23 protein-coding genes and 1 pseudogene are annotated in these 15978 nt (G+C 58.8%); 1 reads left to right on the top strand and 23 read right to left on the bottom strand.

The window, feature by feature from the left end; all coding sequences use genetic code 11:
* Positions 1 to 73: 73 nt before the first annotated feature.
* From NW828_RS00630 to rplC, 23 genes and pseudogenes are all read right to left on the bottom strand, one after another.
* Positions 74 to 718 (bottom strand): alpha/beta fold hydrolase, encoded by a 645-nt coding sequence (locus NW828_RS00630; RefSeq protein WP_414380876.1) that lies wholly within the window; start codon positions 716 to 718, stop codon positions 74 to 76.
* Between the two features lie 23 nt (positions 719 to 741).
* A complete protein-coding gene (infA, locus tag NW828_RS00635; protein WP_011434173.1) occupies positions 742 to 966 on the bottom strand; it encodes a translation initiation factor IF-1 in 225 nt (74 codons plus the stop codon).
* A gap of 130 nt (positions 967 to 1096) precedes the next feature.
* Entirely contained in the window at positions 1097 to 1870 is a 774-nt protein-coding gene (gene map, locus NW828_RS00640; protein WP_414344308.1) for a type I methionyl aminopeptidase, read from the bottom strand.
* A 38-nt stretch (positions 1871 to 1908) separates the two neighbouring features.
* A complete protein-coding gene (locus NW828_RS00645) occupies positions 1909 to 2490 on the bottom strand; it encodes an adenylate kinase (protein WP_011434171.1) in 582 nt (193 codons plus the stop codon).
* Complete coding sequence (secY, locus tag NW828_RS00650; protein WP_011434170.1) at positions 2490 to 3788, bottom strand: preprotein translocase subunit SecY; 1299 nt, start codon at positions 3786 to 3788, stop codon at positions 2490 to 2492. The genes NW828_RS00645 and secY overlap by 1 nt, the downstream gene beginning before the upstream one ends.
* A gap of 152 nt (positions 3789 to 3940) precedes the next feature.
* A complete protein-coding gene (gene rplO, locus NW828_RS00655; RefSeq protein WP_414380877.1) occupies positions 3941 to 4393 on the bottom strand; it encodes a 50S ribosomal protein L15 in 453 nt (150 codons plus the stop codon).
* A 38-nt stretch (positions 4394 to 4431) separates the two neighbouring features.
* A complete protein-coding gene (rpsE, locus tag NW828_RS00660) occupies positions 4432 to 4968 on the bottom strand; it encodes a 30S ribosomal protein S5 (protein ID WP_414344276.1) in 537 nt (178 codons plus the stop codon).
* 18 nt (positions 4969 to 4986) lie between these two features.
* A complete protein-coding gene (gene rplR / locus NW828_RS00665) occupies positions 4987 to 5355 on the bottom strand; it encodes a 50S ribosomal protein L18 (protein ID WP_414380878.1) in 369 nt (122 codons plus the stop codon).
* Positions 5356 to 5386: 31 nt separating this feature from the next.
* Positions 5387 to 5932 carry a 50S ribosomal protein L6 gene (gene rplF, locus NW828_RS00670; RefSeq protein WP_414355944.1) on the bottom strand — a complete coding sequence of 182 codons (546 nt, stop codon included), beginning with the start codon at positions 5930 to 5932 and terminating at the stop codon, positions 5387 to 5389.
* 33 nt (positions 5933 to 5965) lie between these two features.
* Positions 5966 to 6376: a 30S ribosomal protein S8 gene (gene rpsH, locus NW828_RS00675; RefSeq protein ID WP_011434165.1), complete on the bottom strand. Its 411-nt coding sequence runs from the start codon at positions 6374 to 6376 to the stop codon at positions 5966 to 5968.
* Positions 6377 to 6422: 46 nt separating this feature from the next.
* Entirely contained in the window at positions 6423 to 6965 is a 543-nt protein-coding gene (rplE, locus tag NW828_RS00680) for a 50S ribosomal protein L5 (RefSeq protein WP_414355946.1), read from the bottom strand.
* A gap of 66 nt (positions 6966 to 7031) precedes the next feature.
* Positions 7032 to 7430, bottom strand: coding sequence for a 50S ribosomal protein L24 (gene rplX / locus NW828_RS00685; RefSeq protein WP_011434163.1), 399 nt, complete (start codon positions 7428 to 7430; stop codon positions 7032 to 7034).
* Positions 7430 to 7798, bottom strand: coding sequence for a 50S ribosomal protein L14 (gene rplN / locus NW828_RS00690; RefSeq protein ID WP_011434162.1), 369 nt, complete (start codon positions 7796 to 7798; stop codon positions 7430 to 7432). The genes rplX and rplN overlap by 1 nt, the downstream gene beginning before the upstream one ends.
* On the bottom strand, positions 7795 to 8046 hold the full coding sequence (rpsQ, locus tag NW828_RS00695; protein ID WP_011434161.1) for a 30S ribosomal protein S17: 252 nt from the start codon (positions 8044 to 8046) through the stop codon (positions 7795 to 7797). Before rpsQ ends, rplN begins: the two co-directional genes overlap by 4 nt.
* Positions 8046 to 8267 (bottom strand): 50S ribosomal protein L29, encoded by a 222-nt coding sequence (gene rpmC, locus NW828_RS00700; protein WP_011434160.1) that lies wholly within the window; start codon positions 8265 to 8267, stop codon positions 8046 to 8048. The genes rpsQ and rpmC overlap by 1 nt, the downstream gene beginning before the upstream one ends.
* Before the next feature lie 13 nt (positions 8268 to 8280).
* Complete coding sequence (gene rplP, locus NW828_RS00705; RefSeq protein WP_011434159.1) at positions 8281 to 8748, bottom strand: 50S ribosomal protein L16; 468 nt, start codon at positions 8746 to 8748, stop codon at positions 8281 to 8283.
* A gap of 55 nt (positions 8749 to 8803) precedes the next feature.
* A complete protein-coding gene (rpsC, locus tag NW828_RS00710) occupies positions 8804 to 9574 on the bottom strand; it encodes a 30S ribosomal protein S3 (protein ID WP_011434158.1) in 771 nt (256 codons plus the stop codon).
* Between the two features lie 42 nt (positions 9575 to 9616).
* Positions 9617 to 9991: a 50S ribosomal protein L22 gene (rplV, locus tag NW828_RS00715; protein ID WP_011434157.1), complete on the bottom strand. Its 375-nt coding sequence runs from the start codon at positions 9989 to 9991 to the stop codon at positions 9617 to 9619.
* Positions 9992 to 10035: 44 nt separating this feature from the next.
* Positions 10036 to 10317: a 30S ribosomal protein S19 gene (gene rpsS, locus NW828_RS00720; protein WP_414331934.1), complete on the bottom strand. Its 282-nt coding sequence runs from the start codon at positions 10315 to 10317 to the stop codon at positions 10036 to 10038.
* A gap of 66 nt (positions 10318 to 10383) precedes the next feature.
* Positions 10384 to 11268, bottom strand: a complete 885-nt coding sequence (gene rplB, locus NW828_RS00725; protein ID WP_414380879.1) for a 50S ribosomal protein L2 — start codon at positions 11266 to 11268, stop codon at positions 10384 to 10386.
* Between the two features lie 49 nt (positions 11269 to 11317).
* Positions 11318 to 11617, bottom strand: a complete 300-nt coding sequence (locus NW828_RS00730) for a 50S ribosomal protein L23 (RefSeq protein ID WP_414330452.1) — start codon at positions 11615 to 11617, stop codon at positions 11318 to 11320.
* A 316-nt stretch (positions 11618 to 11933) separates the two neighbouring features.
* Positions 11934 to 12560: pseudogene (gene rplD, locus NW828_RS00735) on the bottom strand (50S ribosomal protein L4); the annotation flags it as partial.
* 50 nt (positions 12561 to 12610) lie between these two features.
* The gene (gene rplC / locus NW828_RS00740; RefSeq protein ID WP_011434152.1) at positions 12611 to 13255 is read right to left on the bottom strand and encodes a 50S ribosomal protein L3; all 645 of its coding nucleotides are present in this window, start codon (positions 13253 to 13255) and stop codon (positions 12611 to 12613) included.
* Positions 13256 to 13739: 484 nt separating this feature from the next.
* Between rplC and NW828_RS00745 the strand changes: the two genes are divergently transcribed.
* Positions 13740 to 15752, top strand: a complete 2013-nt coding sequence (locus NW828_RS00745) for a hypothetical protein (RefSeq protein WP_414380880.1) — start codon at positions 13740 to 13742, stop codon at positions 15750 to 15752.
* Positions 15753 to 15978: the final 226 nt, after the last annotated feature.

Raw genomic sequence — 15978 nt, forward strand, 5'->3', positions numbered from 1 at the left:
TGTTTGGAAACAAACAGAATGCTATCGCTGCATAGTTGAACAGTGATGTTCAGCAGTGTTCAGCGTAAATGTATCAGAACAAGCTCTGCTCTGTAAACAAGCGTACACTCCAGGGGGCGGTGATGCCGTTGTAGAAAGCCAACCCCAAAACGGGCAGGCTGAGAAATCCATAGGCAATCTGAGCCAAAGGGATCCCGAGCGCATCGGGGATAAGGCTGTTGTCTCCCAGAGGGGCGATGAGCAGCAGCTTCTGCCAATGGTGGGGCTGTAGGCGGGCCGAGCGCAGCGCAAACCCTGCCGAGAGAGAGTTTGCAATGACGTGACAGGGTCGCCCGATCACCTCCTGGACAAAATCCCCGATCATCTCGGCGTAGAGACTGCCGGTGTACTCCAAATCTGGACGTTCTGAGTTGCCCCACCCCAACAAATCCAGAGCATAGACTTGATAGTGCTGCCCCAGCTCCGCCATAATGGCACGAAACTCATAGCTGGAGGAGCCTGCCCCAATGCCGTGCACCAGCAACAACGGCTGGCCGGATCCCATGACCTTGTAAAACAGGCGATGGCCGCGCCAGAAGTGATGCCTTTCCTCTCCCGGCAGCAGGCTCTGCAGAGGCTGAGTTTGGGAAGGGATCCAAGCGTTGAAAACGGCTAGAGCACCCAACCCGCCGACAGTAGTCCAGAGCCCGATCTTGAGAACTTGGCTCAGCTCTTTCATCCTCAGCAGCCCAGCTAGGGAACCTACTTTTTCTTAAGGCGGTAGGTGATGCGCCCTTTGTTGAGGTCATAGGGGCTCAGCTCCACCTTAACCCGGTCGCCGGGCAAGATCTTGATGTAGTTGCGGCGAATTTTGCCGGAGATATGAGCGAGCACGTTGAAGCCGTTGTCCAGATCCACTCGGAACATGGCGTTGGGCAGGGATTCCGTAACAACCCCCTCCATTTCAATGGCATCTTCCTTAGACAATGAGCCCTCCCAAAAACGACATAACAAACAACAGAACAATCCACAGCCGCGACGACACGCGCTGTTAAGAAATGAAAATATACTCCATCTCTTCTATCCTAACCGTTGCAGTCCTTCATCAGGGGATCCCTTAGGACTGAAAAGGCGTGCGATCGGTCAAAATTTCTGCTCCAGACTCGGTGACCAAGACCGTGTGCTCAAACTGAGCTGACCAAGAGCCATCTACTGTGACCACCGTCCATTGGTCTGGCAACACTCGGGTTGCCTCTCCCCCCGCATTCACCATCGGCTCAATGGCCACTGTCATGCCGGAGCGCAGCTTGGGATTGGGCAGATCGCGGGTGCGATAGTTGGGAAACTGCGGCTCCTCGTGCAGGTTGCGCCCCACCCCGTGACCAACATACTGCTTCACCACAGAATAGCCCCGCCCCTCGATGTAATCTTCAATGGCACCCGAGACATCCTGAAGCCAAACGCCGTGGCGCACACAGTCGATGCCCGTCTGCAGGGCTTTGGCCGCAGTATCGATCAGATCCCGAGCTGCGTCGCTCAGGGGTTCCAGGCCGATGGTGATACAGGAATCCGCATGCCAGCCCTCGACGATGGCACCAAAATCCACTTTGACCACATCTCCCGGCTGCACCACTTTACGGGGACTGGGGATCCCGTGCACCACCTCATGGTTGACACTGACACAGACGCAGGCGGGAAAGCCGTAGTAGCCCTTGAAACTGGGCAAAGCATTGAGTTGGGCCACCCGTCTCTCAGCATAGGTATCGATATCTGCCGTAGTCCAGCCCGGCTCTAGGCGCTCCGCGATCTCCTGCAATACTTGGGCCACCACCCGACCGGCCCGCCGCATTTTCTCCACTTCGCGGCGAGATTTGATCTCAATAAGCTGCATGCCCCGCCGCTGGGAGGGATTTCCAGCTCCTGCTCTGATCACGCCGTCCTCCTGAAGCCTTCCAAAAGAGCCTGCAGATGTTCCTGTACGGATTCCATCGGCTGGTTGCCGTTGACCCGCTGCAAGCGCCCCTTGGCCTCATAAAAATCAATTAGGGGAGCCGTCTGCTGCCGATAGACCTCCAGACGCTTGAGAATCACCGACCGATCCGCATCATCGCTGCGCCCCTGTTCCTTGCCCCGGGCCAGCAGCCGGGCCACCACCACCTCATCCGGCACCTCCAAGTTGAGGACGTAGTCATAATCTTGGCCCAGCTCTTGCAGCAGCTCTTCCAAGGCCTCTGCCTGGGCTAAGGTGCGAGGAAATCCATCTAGGATCCAGCCCTGCTCTGGAGATTGCTGCAACTGCCCCTTCACCATTCCGATCAGCACCTCGTCGGGCACCAGCTCTCCCGCATCCATGTAAACCTTGGCCTGGCACCCCAGGGGCGTTTGGGCTTTCACCTCGGCCCGCAACAGATCGCCTGTGGAAATTTTGGGCGTGTGGTAAATGGCCGCCAGTCGCTCCGCCTGTGTACCTTTGCCCGCCCCCGGCGGCCCCAGAAAGATCAACCTCGGCACTACTGTTTGACCATCCCTTCGTAGCGTTGTGAGATGACATAAGTCTGGATCTGCTTGGAGGTCTCGATCGCCACCCCCACCAAAATCAGTAGCGAGGTCGCCCCCAAACCTTGGAAAGTGGTGATGCCGGTTGCCCGTTCCACCGTCGTCGGGATGATGGCCACCGCGCACAGGAACAAAGCCCCCAGCAGCGTCAGGCGGTTGAGGATCCCTTCGACATACTCGGCAGTGGCCTTGCCCGGGCGTACCCCTGGAATGCTGGCCCCCATCTTCTTCAAGTTTTGAGCCAGATCCACCGGGTTGATGAGCAAAGAGGCGTAGAAGTAGCTGAAGAAGAGGATCAGCACGAAATAAAAAGGAATGTAGAACCAGGAGGTGGGGGATAGGAAGTTGGCCACTTGCACCAAAGTCAGGTTTTGGGTGTACTGGGCCAGGGCCAGAGGCAGGGACATCACCGAGTAGGCAAAGATGATCGGCATCACCCCCCCTTGGTTTAGCCTCAGGGGCAGATAGCTTTTCTGCTCGCGGAACAGCTTGTTGCCCACCTGGCGCTTGGCGTAGACGATAGGGATCTTGCGGCTGCCTTCTTGGACAAAGACAATGCCGACAATGGTGACCAAAAAGATTGCCAGCAACAGCAAGATGCCACCGATGGTGCTGCTATCGGCACGGGCCAGGCTAATAGTCTGTCCGAGGGCACGGGGCAGAGTGGCAACAATGTTGACGAAGATCAAGAGCGAAGGGCCACTTCCCACCCCTTTCTCCGTGATCATCTCTCCCAGCCACATCACAAACAGGGATCCCGCCGCCAGAGCCAGGGTGGTGGAGGCCATGAAGGCCAACTCATTGGTGGTACTGGCAAACTCCCGCACCCAAAAGGAAATGCCAATGCCCTGGATGATGGCCCAAACCAAGGTGACATAGCGGGTGTACTGAGAAATCTGCCGCCGCCCCTGTTCTCCCTCGTTTTTCTGCAGGTTCTCTAAGGCTGGAATGGCCGAGACCAGCAACTGCATGATAATTGAGGCATTGATGAAGGGCAGGATCCCAAGGGCGAAAATTCCCAAAGCAGAAATCCCCCCGCCGGAGAAGACATCCAGCAAGCCAAACACAGGGCTGTTGGCAGCTTCGGCAGCAAAGCGGGCCCGATCGATACTGGGAATGGGGATGTAAATGCCCAGTCTGACCAACAGCAGCAAGCCCAAGGTGAGAAACAGACGGCTGCGCAGGCCAGAGGCCATAGCCATCTGCATAAAGGTCTCTTGGGCAGAGGGGGCGGAACCTCGTGTGTCAACCATAGGGAAGAGAATCTCGCGGGAGCAAAGGGCAAGGTTAGCTATCTACCACTCTACGCTGCTGGTGGAGCAGTCGGCAAAATCAAAGCAAAATCAAAAAAGTGCAACTCAGCGCCACCCGGCAGAAGCCGGCCAGAGCAACGGGAAGAAGGGGTTTAGGATCCCAAAATCTCCACCCGACCTCCGGCTGCCTCGACCTTGACTTTGGCTGAAGCAGTAATGGCCGCCGCCCTGATCGTCAGGGGCACGCTGACTTCCCCATCTCCCAAGATCTTCAGCGGGCCATCGTTGGTGGTGACGATCCCTCGTTCCATTAAGCTTTGCAGGCTGACCTCGCTGCCGGCAGGCAGATCCGCCAAGGCGCGCAGGTTGACCAGGGTGTATTCCAGACGCCGCCTGTAGCGAGGGAAATGCTTAAGCTTGGGTAAACGCCGGTAGAGGGGAGTCTGGCCCCCTTCAAAGCCGGGCCGTGTACTGCCCCCCTTGCGGGCCTTTTGCCCCCGCATCCCCTTGCCACAGGAGGCCCCCTGCCCGGCAGAAACGCCACGACCTAGCCGCCGCCGCCGCCGCGTCGAACCTGCTTGAGGCCGAATGTCTTCCAGTCGCATGTCTACCTCTAGCTCACTTGCTCAATATCACCTGTCCATCACTTGCCCAATAGGCGGCGCACATCGATGTCTCGGTCTTGGGCCACCTGCTTAAAGGTACGCATCCGCCGCAGCGCATCGATGGTAGCACGGGCATTGTTGAGGGGGTTGCTGGATCCCAGTTGCTTGGCCAAGCTGTTGCGTACACCCGCCAGCTCCAGAACGGTGCGGACTGCCCCCCCTGCAATGACTCCTGTGCCAGGAGCTGCTGGCATGACCAAGACAGTGGCACCGCCGCCTGCCCCCTGCATGGGATGGGGTACGGACAAACCTTTGGTGAGGGGCACCTCAATCAGGTGTTTTTTACCGTCCACAACTCCCTTGCGCACTGCTCCGATCACATCGTTGGCTTTGCCCACGCCAACCCCGACTTGGCCCCGCTCGTTGCCGACCACCACCACAGCGCGGAAGCTCAACTTCTTGCCGCCCTTGACCACCTTGGTGACGCGCCGAATCTGGATGACCCGCTCTTGCCACTCCGTGGGCTGCTCTTCGCGGCTTTTCTTGCTTCTGCGACGTTCCCTCTGCTCAGCCATGTGCTGTGTCCTCAGTAGCTAGAACTGTAACCCTGCTTCTCGGGCAGCTTCTGCCAGGGCTTGAACGCGCCCGTGATAAAGCTTGCCCCCCCGATCGAAAACCACGCGGGAAATGCCCATCTGTAAGGCTCGTTCGGCAACTGAGCGGCCCACCAAGGCAGCCGCTTCTTGAGTAGCCGTCCCGGTTTCTTTGAATTTTTCGCGCAGCTCCCTGTCTAAGGTGGAGGCGGAGGTTAAGGTATGCTGGGCTACATCGTCGATCACCTGGGCGTAGATGTGTCGATGGGAGCGAAACACGGCCAGGCGAGGCCGCTCGGCAGTGCCAAAGACCTTGCGGCGAATGCGTCGATGACGACGTTGGGTGGTAATTTTGCGGCTGGTTTTCATAGGACTCCGTCCCGCTTTCGCAATGGGCTATTTACTTCTTCGCTTTCCCGGATTTACCCGCCTTGCGGCGAACTTGTTCCCCTAGATAACGGATCCCTTTCCCCTTGTAGGGCTCTGGGGGCCGGACGGCTCGGATGCGGGCGGCAGTATTGCCCACCAGTTCTTTATCTGTGCCTGAGACAACAATGATGTTGTTTCCCTCAACGGCAATTTGGATGCCGGGGGGAAAGGGGATCTCCACAGGATGGCTGTAGCCAACGTTCAAAACCAACTTGCTGCCTTGGATGGCAGCCCGGTAGCCCACGCCCACCAATTCCAGCCGCCGCTCAAATCCCTTGGATACTCCATCGACCATGTTGGCGACCAAGGTGCGGCAAAGGCCGTGGAGTTGGCGGGCAGGACGAGAATCGTTGAGACGGCTGACCGTGAGCGTCTGAGCGTTTTGCTGGACTGTGATCAAGGGCGGTAAACTGCGGGACAGTTGACCTTTCGGGCCTTTCACTGCAATGTGTTGGCCGTCGATCTGGATCTCCACCTTGGCAGGAAGGGCGATGGGGCGTCTACCGATACGGGACATGGGAAAAACTCCTGACCAGAGAAAACTTAAGGTCTAGTAGACAAGACAGAGGACTTCACCACCAATGCCCTGCTTACGAGCCTCCCGGTCGGTCATGATGCCGTTGGAGGTGGAGATGATGGCGATCCCAATTCCTCCCAGCACTCGGGGCAGCTCTTTGTGGTTGCGGTAAACCCGCAGGCCGGGTCGGCTCACCCGCTTTAAGCCATTGATGATGGGCCTGCAGTTGCGGCCTTTGCCCTTGTACTTCAATCGCAACACCACTCGGGCTTGGATCCCTTCTCCCTCCTCCTTCCATTCGCTGACGAACCCTTCCTCATGAAGAACGCGAGCGATGCTGCGGGTCATGCGGGTGGCCGGAACTGCCACCGACTCGTGCCGAGCCATGGTGGCATTGCGAATGCGGGTGAGCATATCGGCGATCGTGTCGTTGGTGTGGGCCATCAGTGCTCCTCGGAAGATCAATCAAGGAAACTCAGGGTGGGCAAAGCTAAGAGGCAAAGGGCATGCCAAAGGCTTTGAGCAGGGCACGGCCCTCTTCATCGGTTTTAGCAGTGGTCACAATGGAGATATCCATACCTCGCAACTGATCCACAGAGTCATAGTTGATTTCGGGAAAAATCAGTTGTTCACGGATGCCGAGGGTGTAGTTGCCTCGTCCATCAAAGGCTTTGGGGCTGACGCCGCGGAAGTCACGGATACGGGGCAGAGCAATGTTGATCAGGCGATCCAAAAACGCATACATGCGCTCCCGCCGTAGGGTTACCATCAGGCCAACCGGCATGCCCTTGCGAATCTTGAAGCTGGCAATTGCCTTTTTGGCGCGGGTGATCACCGGACGCTGACCGGTGATGGCGCTGATCTCGGCAATGGAAGATTCCAGAGCCTTGGCATTTTGGGAAGCTTCCCCCAAGCCGCGGTTGATGACGATCTTCTCCAGGCGGGGCACCTGGTGGATGTTGGTGTAGCCCAACTCCTTTTGCAGCTTGGGGACGATGACGGTGTTGTAGAGGATTTGCAGACGTTGGGGCATGGTGGCTTCTCCTTGCGGCTCTGGGCTGGGTCAGAGCCAAACCAATGGTGGAAAGGGATCAAAAGCTTAGTCGAGAATCTCACCCGTTTTCTTAAGGACGCGAACCTTGCGACCATCGGCGGTGATTTGATAGCCGATACGGCTGGCCACCTCCTGCTTCTTGGAATAGGCCATCACTTTGCAGACGGGAATGGGAGCTTCCTTGGTCTCAATTCGGCCACTTTCCCCTTCTCGCTGGGGTTTACGGTGGTAGGTAACAATGTTAACCCCTTCCACCAAAACCATGTTGCGTTCGGGAAAAACGCGCAGCACCTCGCCGATTTTGCCTTTGTCATCGCCGGAGATCACCTGCACGGTATCCCCTTGCTTGATACGCATTTTGTAGCGCAGGCTGTTGCGGTGCTTGCGAATGCCCGGTCGCCGAACTAAGCGCCGAATTTGGCTGGGTTTGAGGGGGCGAACCATCAGAGTACCTCCGGGGCAAGGGAGATGATCTTGGTGAAGTTTTTCTCCCGCAGCTCACGGGCTACAGGGCCGAAAACACGAGTTCCACGGGGATTGCCATCATTGTTGATGATCACGGCGGCGTTGTCGTCGAAGCGGATGCACATGCCGTCAGGGCGACGTACCGTATCGACGGTGCGGATAACAACGGCCTTGACAACATCGGATTTTTTGACGGGCATGTTGGGCAAGGCATCTTTGACGACGCCGATGATCACGTCGCCTAAGCTGGCGTAGCGACGGCCACTGCTGCCCAGCACGCGAATGCACATCATTTTGCGGGCGCCTGTGTTGTCGGCCACCGTCAGCATGGTTTGCTGCTGAATCATAGTTTCTTCACCTCCCTCAGGATTTCGGCAACTTGCCAACGCTTGGTGCGGCTGAGGGGACGGGTTTCCGTGATGCGCACCAGATCCCCTTCTTGACAGCGGTTTTCCTCGTCGTGGGCCTTAAACTTCTTGGTCTTGACGACGATCTTGCCGTACTTCGGGTGAGCAACTCGATTTTCCACAGCAACAACCACCGTTTTTTGCATCTTGTTGCTGACAACAATGCCAATCTTCTCCCGAACAGCCATTACTCCTCCTTGGTTGGGCGTTTGCCCCGCTTACGCTCTCCCTCCACAGTTAGTAGTTGCGCCAGCTTGTGTTTGCGCAGCCGGATGAGATGGGGCTGGTTCAACTGCCGCGTGGCCTGCTGCAAACGCAGCTCAAACAGCTCTTTCTTGACGGCGTAGATTTCGTTGCTCAGCTCTTCGTCCGATAAAGCACGGGCATCAGCAATTTTGGGCATGGGCATGGCTGAACTCTCCTCATACACTGCTGGTGGCCACCTCTGAAGCCGTTGCCTGGGCGGGCTCTGGCTTTTCAAAGTCGGCTTTGGTTACAAACTTGACCTTAATGGGCAGCTTCTGGGCGGCAAGGCGCATGGCCTCGCGGGCGATGGGCTCTGCCACTCCCCCCATTTCGAAGAGGATACGGCCCGGCTTGACGACACAAACCCAGTACTCAGGGTTGCCTTTGCCGGATCCCATGCGGGTTTCAGCAGCTCGCTGAGTAACGGGCTTGTCGGGAAAGATGCGAATCCAGATTTGGCCACCCCGCCGAACATAGCGGGTCATGGCTCGACGGCTGGCCTCGATCTGTCGAGCTGTAATCCAGGCGGGTTCTAGGGCCACAAGGCCGTATTCCCCAAAGTTGATGCGGTTGCCACGGGTCGCTTTGCCTTTCATGCGCCCGCGCTGTTGCTTGCGGTACTTGGTGCGTTTGGGGCTTAACATGGCCGTTCCTTAAGTCAACTGCGATAGGGATCCCTGGACGTTCCGGTGTTGGCCCTCAGGCCTCCTGAGCCGAGCGATCTTCAAAGGTGGGCCGCCGCCGCTGCTGCCGACGTTTGGGCTGTTGCAGGGGAAACTTCTGTTCGTGGCGTTCCTGCCCGGGCAGAACTTCCCCTTTGAAGACCCAGACCTTGACCCCGATGATGCCGAAAGTGGTGTGGGCGAGGTGCTCGGCGTAGTCGATGTCGGCCCGCAAAGTATGCAAAGGGATCCGCCCCTCCCGCGTCCATTCGGTGCGGGCAATCTCGGCCCCGTTCAGACGCCCGGCAATTTGGATTTTGATCCCTTGTACACCTGCCCGCTGGGCCCGTTGGATCACCTGGCGCACGATGCGGCGAAAGGCAATCCGCCGTTCCAACTGTTGGGCAATGTTTTCCGCCAACAAGGTCGCCTCGGCATCGGCACGGGTGACCTCTACTACATTGATGCGAATGGTTCGCTCGCCACCACCTCGTGAACCAGGGCTTTGTCCCGCTAGCGCGGACAGCTCTTTCTGTAGACCTTGGCGCAAAGTCTCTAGGCTGGATCCGCCCCGACCCACAACTACCCCAGGGCGAGCAGCCCGGATCTCCAGGTCAATTTGATCCGCTTTGCGCTCGATTTGGATATCGGCCAAACCAGCACTGCTCAGTTGCTTGGTCAGGTAGGTGCGAATCTGGTCGTCCTCCTGTAACAAGGCTGGGTAGCGGGCTGGATCGGCAAACCAGCGGCTGCGATGCTCCTTAATCACGCCGAGGCGGAAACCGGTGGGGTGGATCTTCTGTCCCATGGTGGTGTCGGTTGAAGGGTAAAGGGCTAGAAATACAGGAGGTTAAGAGGCCGTCGCCGCTTCAGCTTCCTCTATGGGCCGGACGGCGATGGTGATGTGACAGGTGCGCTTGCGAATGGGGTAGGCCCGCCCTTGGGCGCGGGGGCGAAACCGTTTCAGGACGGGCCCCTGATCAGCATAGGCCTGGCTGATCACCAGATCCCGGGGATCCAGGCCGTTGTTGTGCTCTGCGTTGGCCACCGCCGAGCGCAGCACCTTACGAACCGGCTCACAGGCAGCGTAGGGCATGAACTCCAGCAGGATGAGGGCATCGGCATAGGTGCGCCCGCGGATCTGATCCAGCACCCGCCGCACTTTGAAGGGGGACATGCGGATGTAGCGGGCTACCGCTTTAACCTCAGGGGATGAATCAGCCATGGCGCTCTCCCTCCTGCTCAATACTGTCCTACTCGTTGTTTATCTCAACGGCGGGCGGCTTTTTTGTCGCTACCCGCGTGGCCACGGAAGGTACGGGTGGGGACAAATTCCCCCAGCTTGTGACCCACCATCTGATCGGTGATGTAGATGGGCACGTGTTGCTTGCCGTTGTGAACAGCGATGGTGTGACCGATCATGACGGGCAAGATGGTGCTGGCCCGCGACCAGGTCTTGATCATGTGCTTCTCGTTGCGCTCGTTCATCTTCTCCACCTTGAGAAGCAGCTTGGCATCCACAAAGGGGCCTTTTTTCAGCGAACGTCCCATAAGAACCTCAACTGTTTGACAAGCAATGACCATCGAAGAAGCTTCAGGAAGCGCATGGCCAGACGGCTATTGGGCAGCCCTTCCGCCCTTGTCTCGACGGCCCCCGCGACGGCGACCGCGCACGATGAATTTGTTGCTGGGCTTGTTGCGTTTGCGGGTCTTGTACCCCAGGGTGGGCTTACCCCAAGGGGTGACAGGGGTACTGCGGCCTATGGGGGCTCGCCCTTCCCCGCCGCCATGGGGATGATCCACAGGGTTCATCACCGAGCCACGCACCTTGGGACGGCGCCCCAACCAACGGCTACGACCCGCCTTGCCCAGGCTGATGTTGTTGTGGTCAACGTTGCCCAGTTGGCCGATGGTGGCGTAGCACTCGCCGCGGATCATGCGGACTTCGCCGGAGGGCAGCTTGAGGGAGACATATTTGCCTTCTCTGGCCACCACTTGAGCGCCAGCCCCGGCGGCGCGAACCATCTGTCCGCCGCGACCAGGATACAGCTCCACGTTGTGAACCACCGTTCCCAGGGGGATCCGCTCCAGGGGCATGGCATTGCCGATCTCAAAGGGGGCCTCTGGCCCGGCCATGATGGTGGCTCCCACCTGTAGGTTGCGGGGAGCGAGGATGTAGCGTTTCTCGCCGTCTTCGTATTCCACCAGGCAGATGTGGGCGCTACGGTTGGGATCGTACTCCACAGTTTTGACGGTCGCCGGGATCCCCCGCTTGTCGCGACGGAAGTCGATGATGCGGTAAAGCCGCTTGTGGCCACCACCGCGGTGCCGGCAGGTGATGACGCCACGGTTGTTGCGCCCTTTCTTGCGGTGAATAAATTGCAGCAGCGACTTTTCCGGTCTGGGCCGCTTGCCGTTCTCGTCACGGGACAGCTCCTCGAAGTCAGAGACCGTCATGTGACGGGTGCTGGGGGTGTAGGGTCGGAGAGTACGAATGCCCATGGCTCAGGTAGGGGTGGGGGACGGGACAACAACAGCTCAAAAGGGGCGTTCAGGTGTCCGGGAAGAGGGTGATGGAATCTCCCTCCGCCAAGGTCACGATGGCTCGCTTGGGACGGGTGCGGTAGCCCACAAAGCGGCCCACCCGCCGTTGCTTGCGCGGGAGCTTCAGGGTGTTGACGGAAGTAACTCGCACGCGGAACATTTCTTCGACGGCAGCTCGGATGAGCGGCTTGGTGGCGGTGGGCAGCACTTCAAAGACATATTTGCGCTGCTCCATCAAGGCGGTTGCCTTTTCGGTGATGACGGGGCGCAACAGGACGTCGGCCAGGATCCGCTTGCTCTCAGTCATCGCTTTCCTCCTCTGCTGGGGCTGCTTCGGCCTCTTCTACCGTTGACGGCTCTGCTCCTTGAGCCAGTTCTTCTGCTGGATCTTGGGGCTCTTCGGTTTGCTCTTCTGGCCCCTGCGGATCTGCTGGACGTCCTTGGAGGGCAGCTTGGTTTTCCTGGGCCTCAGGTTGGACTGGGGTTTGCTCTGCTTCCTCGTGTTCGCTTTCTGGAACGGCCTGATCTTCCGGCCCATCTCCGGGCAGGGCCTGATCTTCGGCTATGTCGGCCTGAGGTGCATCCTCAGAGGGAGTCTCCAGAACTGCCGGCGCAGCGTCGGATCCCCAACGGGCCTTGAGCTGCTCTAGGGCAGAAACGGTGATCAGCACCCAATCGACGTTGAGCAGATCGAAAACGTTGATCTGATCCAGGCCGATCAGCTTAACGCGGGCGATGTTGCGCACGGCCCGCTCTACGGCTTCCGAGCGTTCGGCAACGATGAGCAGAGCCGATTGATCTTCCATCACCCCCCAGCGCAGCAAAGCCTGGGCCACAGCACGGGTTTTGGGCGGGTTGAGCTGCTCCTGGAAATCCTCCACCACGATCAGGTCTTCCACCCGACTTTGCAGAGCGGTGCGCAGGGCCAGTTGCCGTTCTTTGCGGTTCATGGCCAGGTTGTATTCCCGCTTGCGGGGGCCGAAGATCACCCCCCCTTTGCGCCAAAGTGGGGAGCGGATGGAGCCGGCACGGGCCCGACCGGTGCCTTTCTGCTTCCAAGGCTTGCGACCGCCGCCGCGCACCTCAGCTCGGGTCTTGGTGTGGGCGTTGCCCTGACGAGCATTGGTCATCTGCCGGCGCAGTGCCAGATAGAGGATGTGGGCGGCTGTTTCGGGACGAGCAACTTTAAGGCTCAGCTCCGCGCTGCCCACCGTTTCCCCTTGCCAATTTTTCACCACACAACTTGCCATGGTTCCCTCGTCTTTGCGGATGCGGGTCAGCCTTTGCCAGGGATCCCTCCTTAGCGCTTGTTGCCCACCTGCTTGGCAGGGGTGATCTCCAGCAGCCCTCCTTCTACCCCGGGCACGCAACCCTTGATCACCAGCAGATCCCGCTCTGGATCCACCTGCACCAACTGCAATTTGCGGGTGGTGACTCGGCCACCTCCCAGCCGCCCTGCCATGCGCATCCCCGGAAACACGCGGCCTGGGGTTGTGCCGGCGCCAATGGAACCCGGTCGGCGGTGGTTTTTGGAGCCGTGGGACATGGGGCCACGACCGAAGTGGTGGCGCTTTTGATAGCCGGCAAACCCTCGCCCGATGGAGGTACCGGCCACATCCACCAATTGGCCAGGGGAGAACATCTCGACAGTAATTTTCTGCCCCAACTGGTAGGCTTCTGGCTGGTCAACCCGGAACTCCCGCAGGTGGCGCAGCAGCTCTGTCACCCCCGCTTTGGTGAGGTGGCCCCGCTGCGCCCGCGTGAGATGCTTTTCGGCAGTGGGCAAGTAGCCCAACTGAATGGCGTTGTAGCCGTCTGTGGCCTGGGTTTTGATCTGGGTCACGGTGCAAGGCCCCGCCTGTACGACGGTAACCGGAATGGCCAGCCCTTCTGGAGAGAAGATCTGGGTCATGCCGACTTTTCTTCCAAGGATGCCAAGTGCCACAAGAACCTCCAATCGAGCCTGCACGACTCGCTTTCATCAATTCAGAGCCGACTCACTCTGACAATCAGCCGACCTTTCGCGAAGCGGGCTGTAGGCCAATGGCTCAGTCAGCCGGATGGATAGACATACAGCAACAGCGTGGCAGCAGAAAGCTCAGAACAAGGCTGAGTCTGCCAACTCAGGCGAAAAAGCGAGGCAGGGAGAATCAGGGATCCCTGTCCCCAGAGCCTAAGATCAGCATCGGCAACGCTGATCCTCTCGCCTAGTTCACCCCAAAGTTACACGCCAAACTGCTTTTGTTGAGAGCTGCTCAGACTTGCCTGCAAAGAGGCAGTATCTGGGGTAGCAGCGCACCAGGTCGCCAAAGCGGATGGGCTTAGTTGGCAACGGAAAACAATCATAATGAAGCGAAGGCCCGTTTGTCCAGACTTTTGCTGAGAAAATAGGTTGGTTGGAGAGGCCGGAGAGGGTAAGGGCAGCTCAAGTGGAAGAAAAGAGCCATTGGCCAGGGAAGCCATCTCCCTTCAAAAGTGTGATGGGCTGGGCAGGCAGTGGGCTGACCCAGGCTTGTGTGGATCACTATCGAAGTTTGTTGCAGGCGGGATCCGATCCGGGCCGGGTCTTGTTTTTGGTGCGGAGTCAACGGCAAGCGGATGAGGTGTTGCGGCGCTTGCAGCAGTCCAGTTCGGGCTTGGTGGGGCCGTGGCGGATCGAGACGTTCTTGCAGCGGGTTGGGCGCTCTCTGGCCGATCATTGGCCGCAGGTGTGTGCCCGCCTTCCTCAGTTGCCTCCTCAGTTTGAGCCGATCCCCTTGGCCAAAGATCTCACTCAATTTCTCTGCGAACGAGCCTGCGCTTTGTGCCCTCGGCATGGGGAGGCCTTTGCCGGGGTCGGGCTCAAGGAGTTCCAGATCTGGGATCAGATCAGCAGTGCTGCTTATATTGCGGGGGCTTCGGGTTTGCCGGCAGAGGTGGTGGGATCCCGGCTGGCCCGGGCTTGGCCCGAGGAGGCAGATCCACGGCGGGCAGAGGCCTTACAGGCAATGGGCTGCTGTGTGGGGCGGCTGTGGGAGGCAGCACTTCGGTTGGGATCCTTGGATTTTGGTCTGCAAATTCGGCTGTTTGGCGAACACATCCTGCCGCTAGCGGAGTTTTGGCAAGAGTGGGATCATCTGATCGTAGATCAGGCGGAAGACAGTTGCGGGGTGGCGCTGGAGTTTTACCGGCAGGGGCAAGCCCATTTGCAAAGCCAATTTTTCAGCTACACCCTCGGCGGCGGGGTCTCTTTGACCGGGATCCCAGAGGCAGTAGCTGACTTCTTGATGGCAAAAACGCAGGTTCGGTTTCTGGAGGGGAGCCATCGCGCTTCAGCAGGCATGATCCGCTTAGGGGTGCAGATTGCGCGGGTGTTGGATCCCCAGTTTTCTCATCCGCTGCCCGAGCCGCAGGGGGGAGGACTGCCGCTGGTGCAAACGCTGGAGGAAGAGACCCAGTTTGCGGCAGTGGAGGTGATGGTTGCTCAAATTCGCCGGCTTTTGGGGGCCGGGATCCCGGCCCATCGCATTGCTGTTTTGCTGCCCCGTATGGATGTGGGGGTGAGCCTGAGCTTGCAGGAGCAGTTGTCGGAAGTGCCGGTTTTGTCGATTGCCCCCTTCCCGGCGTTGATCCGCTATCCCTTGGTGCGGGCGGTGCTGACGGCAGCAGAATTGGCCCATCCCGAGTGGGGTGCTTTTCCCACTTTGCCGGCTTGGCGGCTGATGTTGAGCTGGGTGCTGGGGCTGGATCCCATCCGGGCAGCTCTGTTAGCCGAAGATACCTGGGATCCGGTGGGGCGTTCTCTGCGTCCCCGAACGGCAGTACGGCAGCCAGAGCGAGTAGGGTTTGCCAACCTGGAGCGCTACCAGCGACTGTTCGATTGGCTGCGCGGCTATCATCCCGGCCCTTCATTGGCCGCTTTCTTCCAGCAGTTTTTTGCCGATCACTTAGCCCCGGCGATTGCTTCCCCTCAGGATCAAGAGCTGCTGCGCGTGTTGATGGAAGCGGCACGGCGGTTTCGCCAGGCCTTCCCTGCCGAAGGGGATCCCGCCTTTTTGGCCATGATCCGCTCGGGACAGACCCCCAGCAGCAGCCGCTTCGAGCCCGACTATTCCCGTTACTTGGTAGTTGCAACTCCGGGGGCCTACATCACTCGGGGTTTGGAGGCGGATTACCAATTTTGGTTTGATATCACCAACCCCAGCTGGTCCCGCTCCCTCTGGCATGTGCTCTACAACAGCCGTGTGCTGACGCCGGAATGGGACGGGGAGGTTTTCGATGCGGCGCGGGATTTACAGGCGCGTCAACGCATTTTGGCCCGCACGCTGCTGAACCTCTGTTGCCGCACTCAGAAGGGGCTGTGGCTGGTGCGCTCCAATTTTAATTATCGCGGCGAGGAGAACACCAGTATTCTGGACTACCTGATTTTGAAGGGGTTGAAGGCCATGGCAACCGCCGGCTAAGGGAGAGCCTATCCTGAAAGGGTGCTGGCAACTCAGGCCTCCAAAAAATCGGGGGATGCACTGCAGGAATGGTCAAAGGCAAGGGTTTTAGAAGAGCGGCGCAGCCGCCCCTCTTATTGTGGGGGTAGGAGTCGGCGGCAAAGTGTCTTAATCTTGTTTGAAACAACGATAAAGCAATACAGCAGAGCCTTTCCAAGAAATGGCTGGCCGGGATCCCTCTCAGGCA

Origin of the sequence: Synechococcus sp. W55.2, assembly GCF_047461635.1 — a bacterium.
In the GTDB taxonomy this organism is placed as follows: Bacteria; Cyanobacteriota; Cyanobacteriia; order Thermostichales; family Thermostichaceae; genus Thermostichus.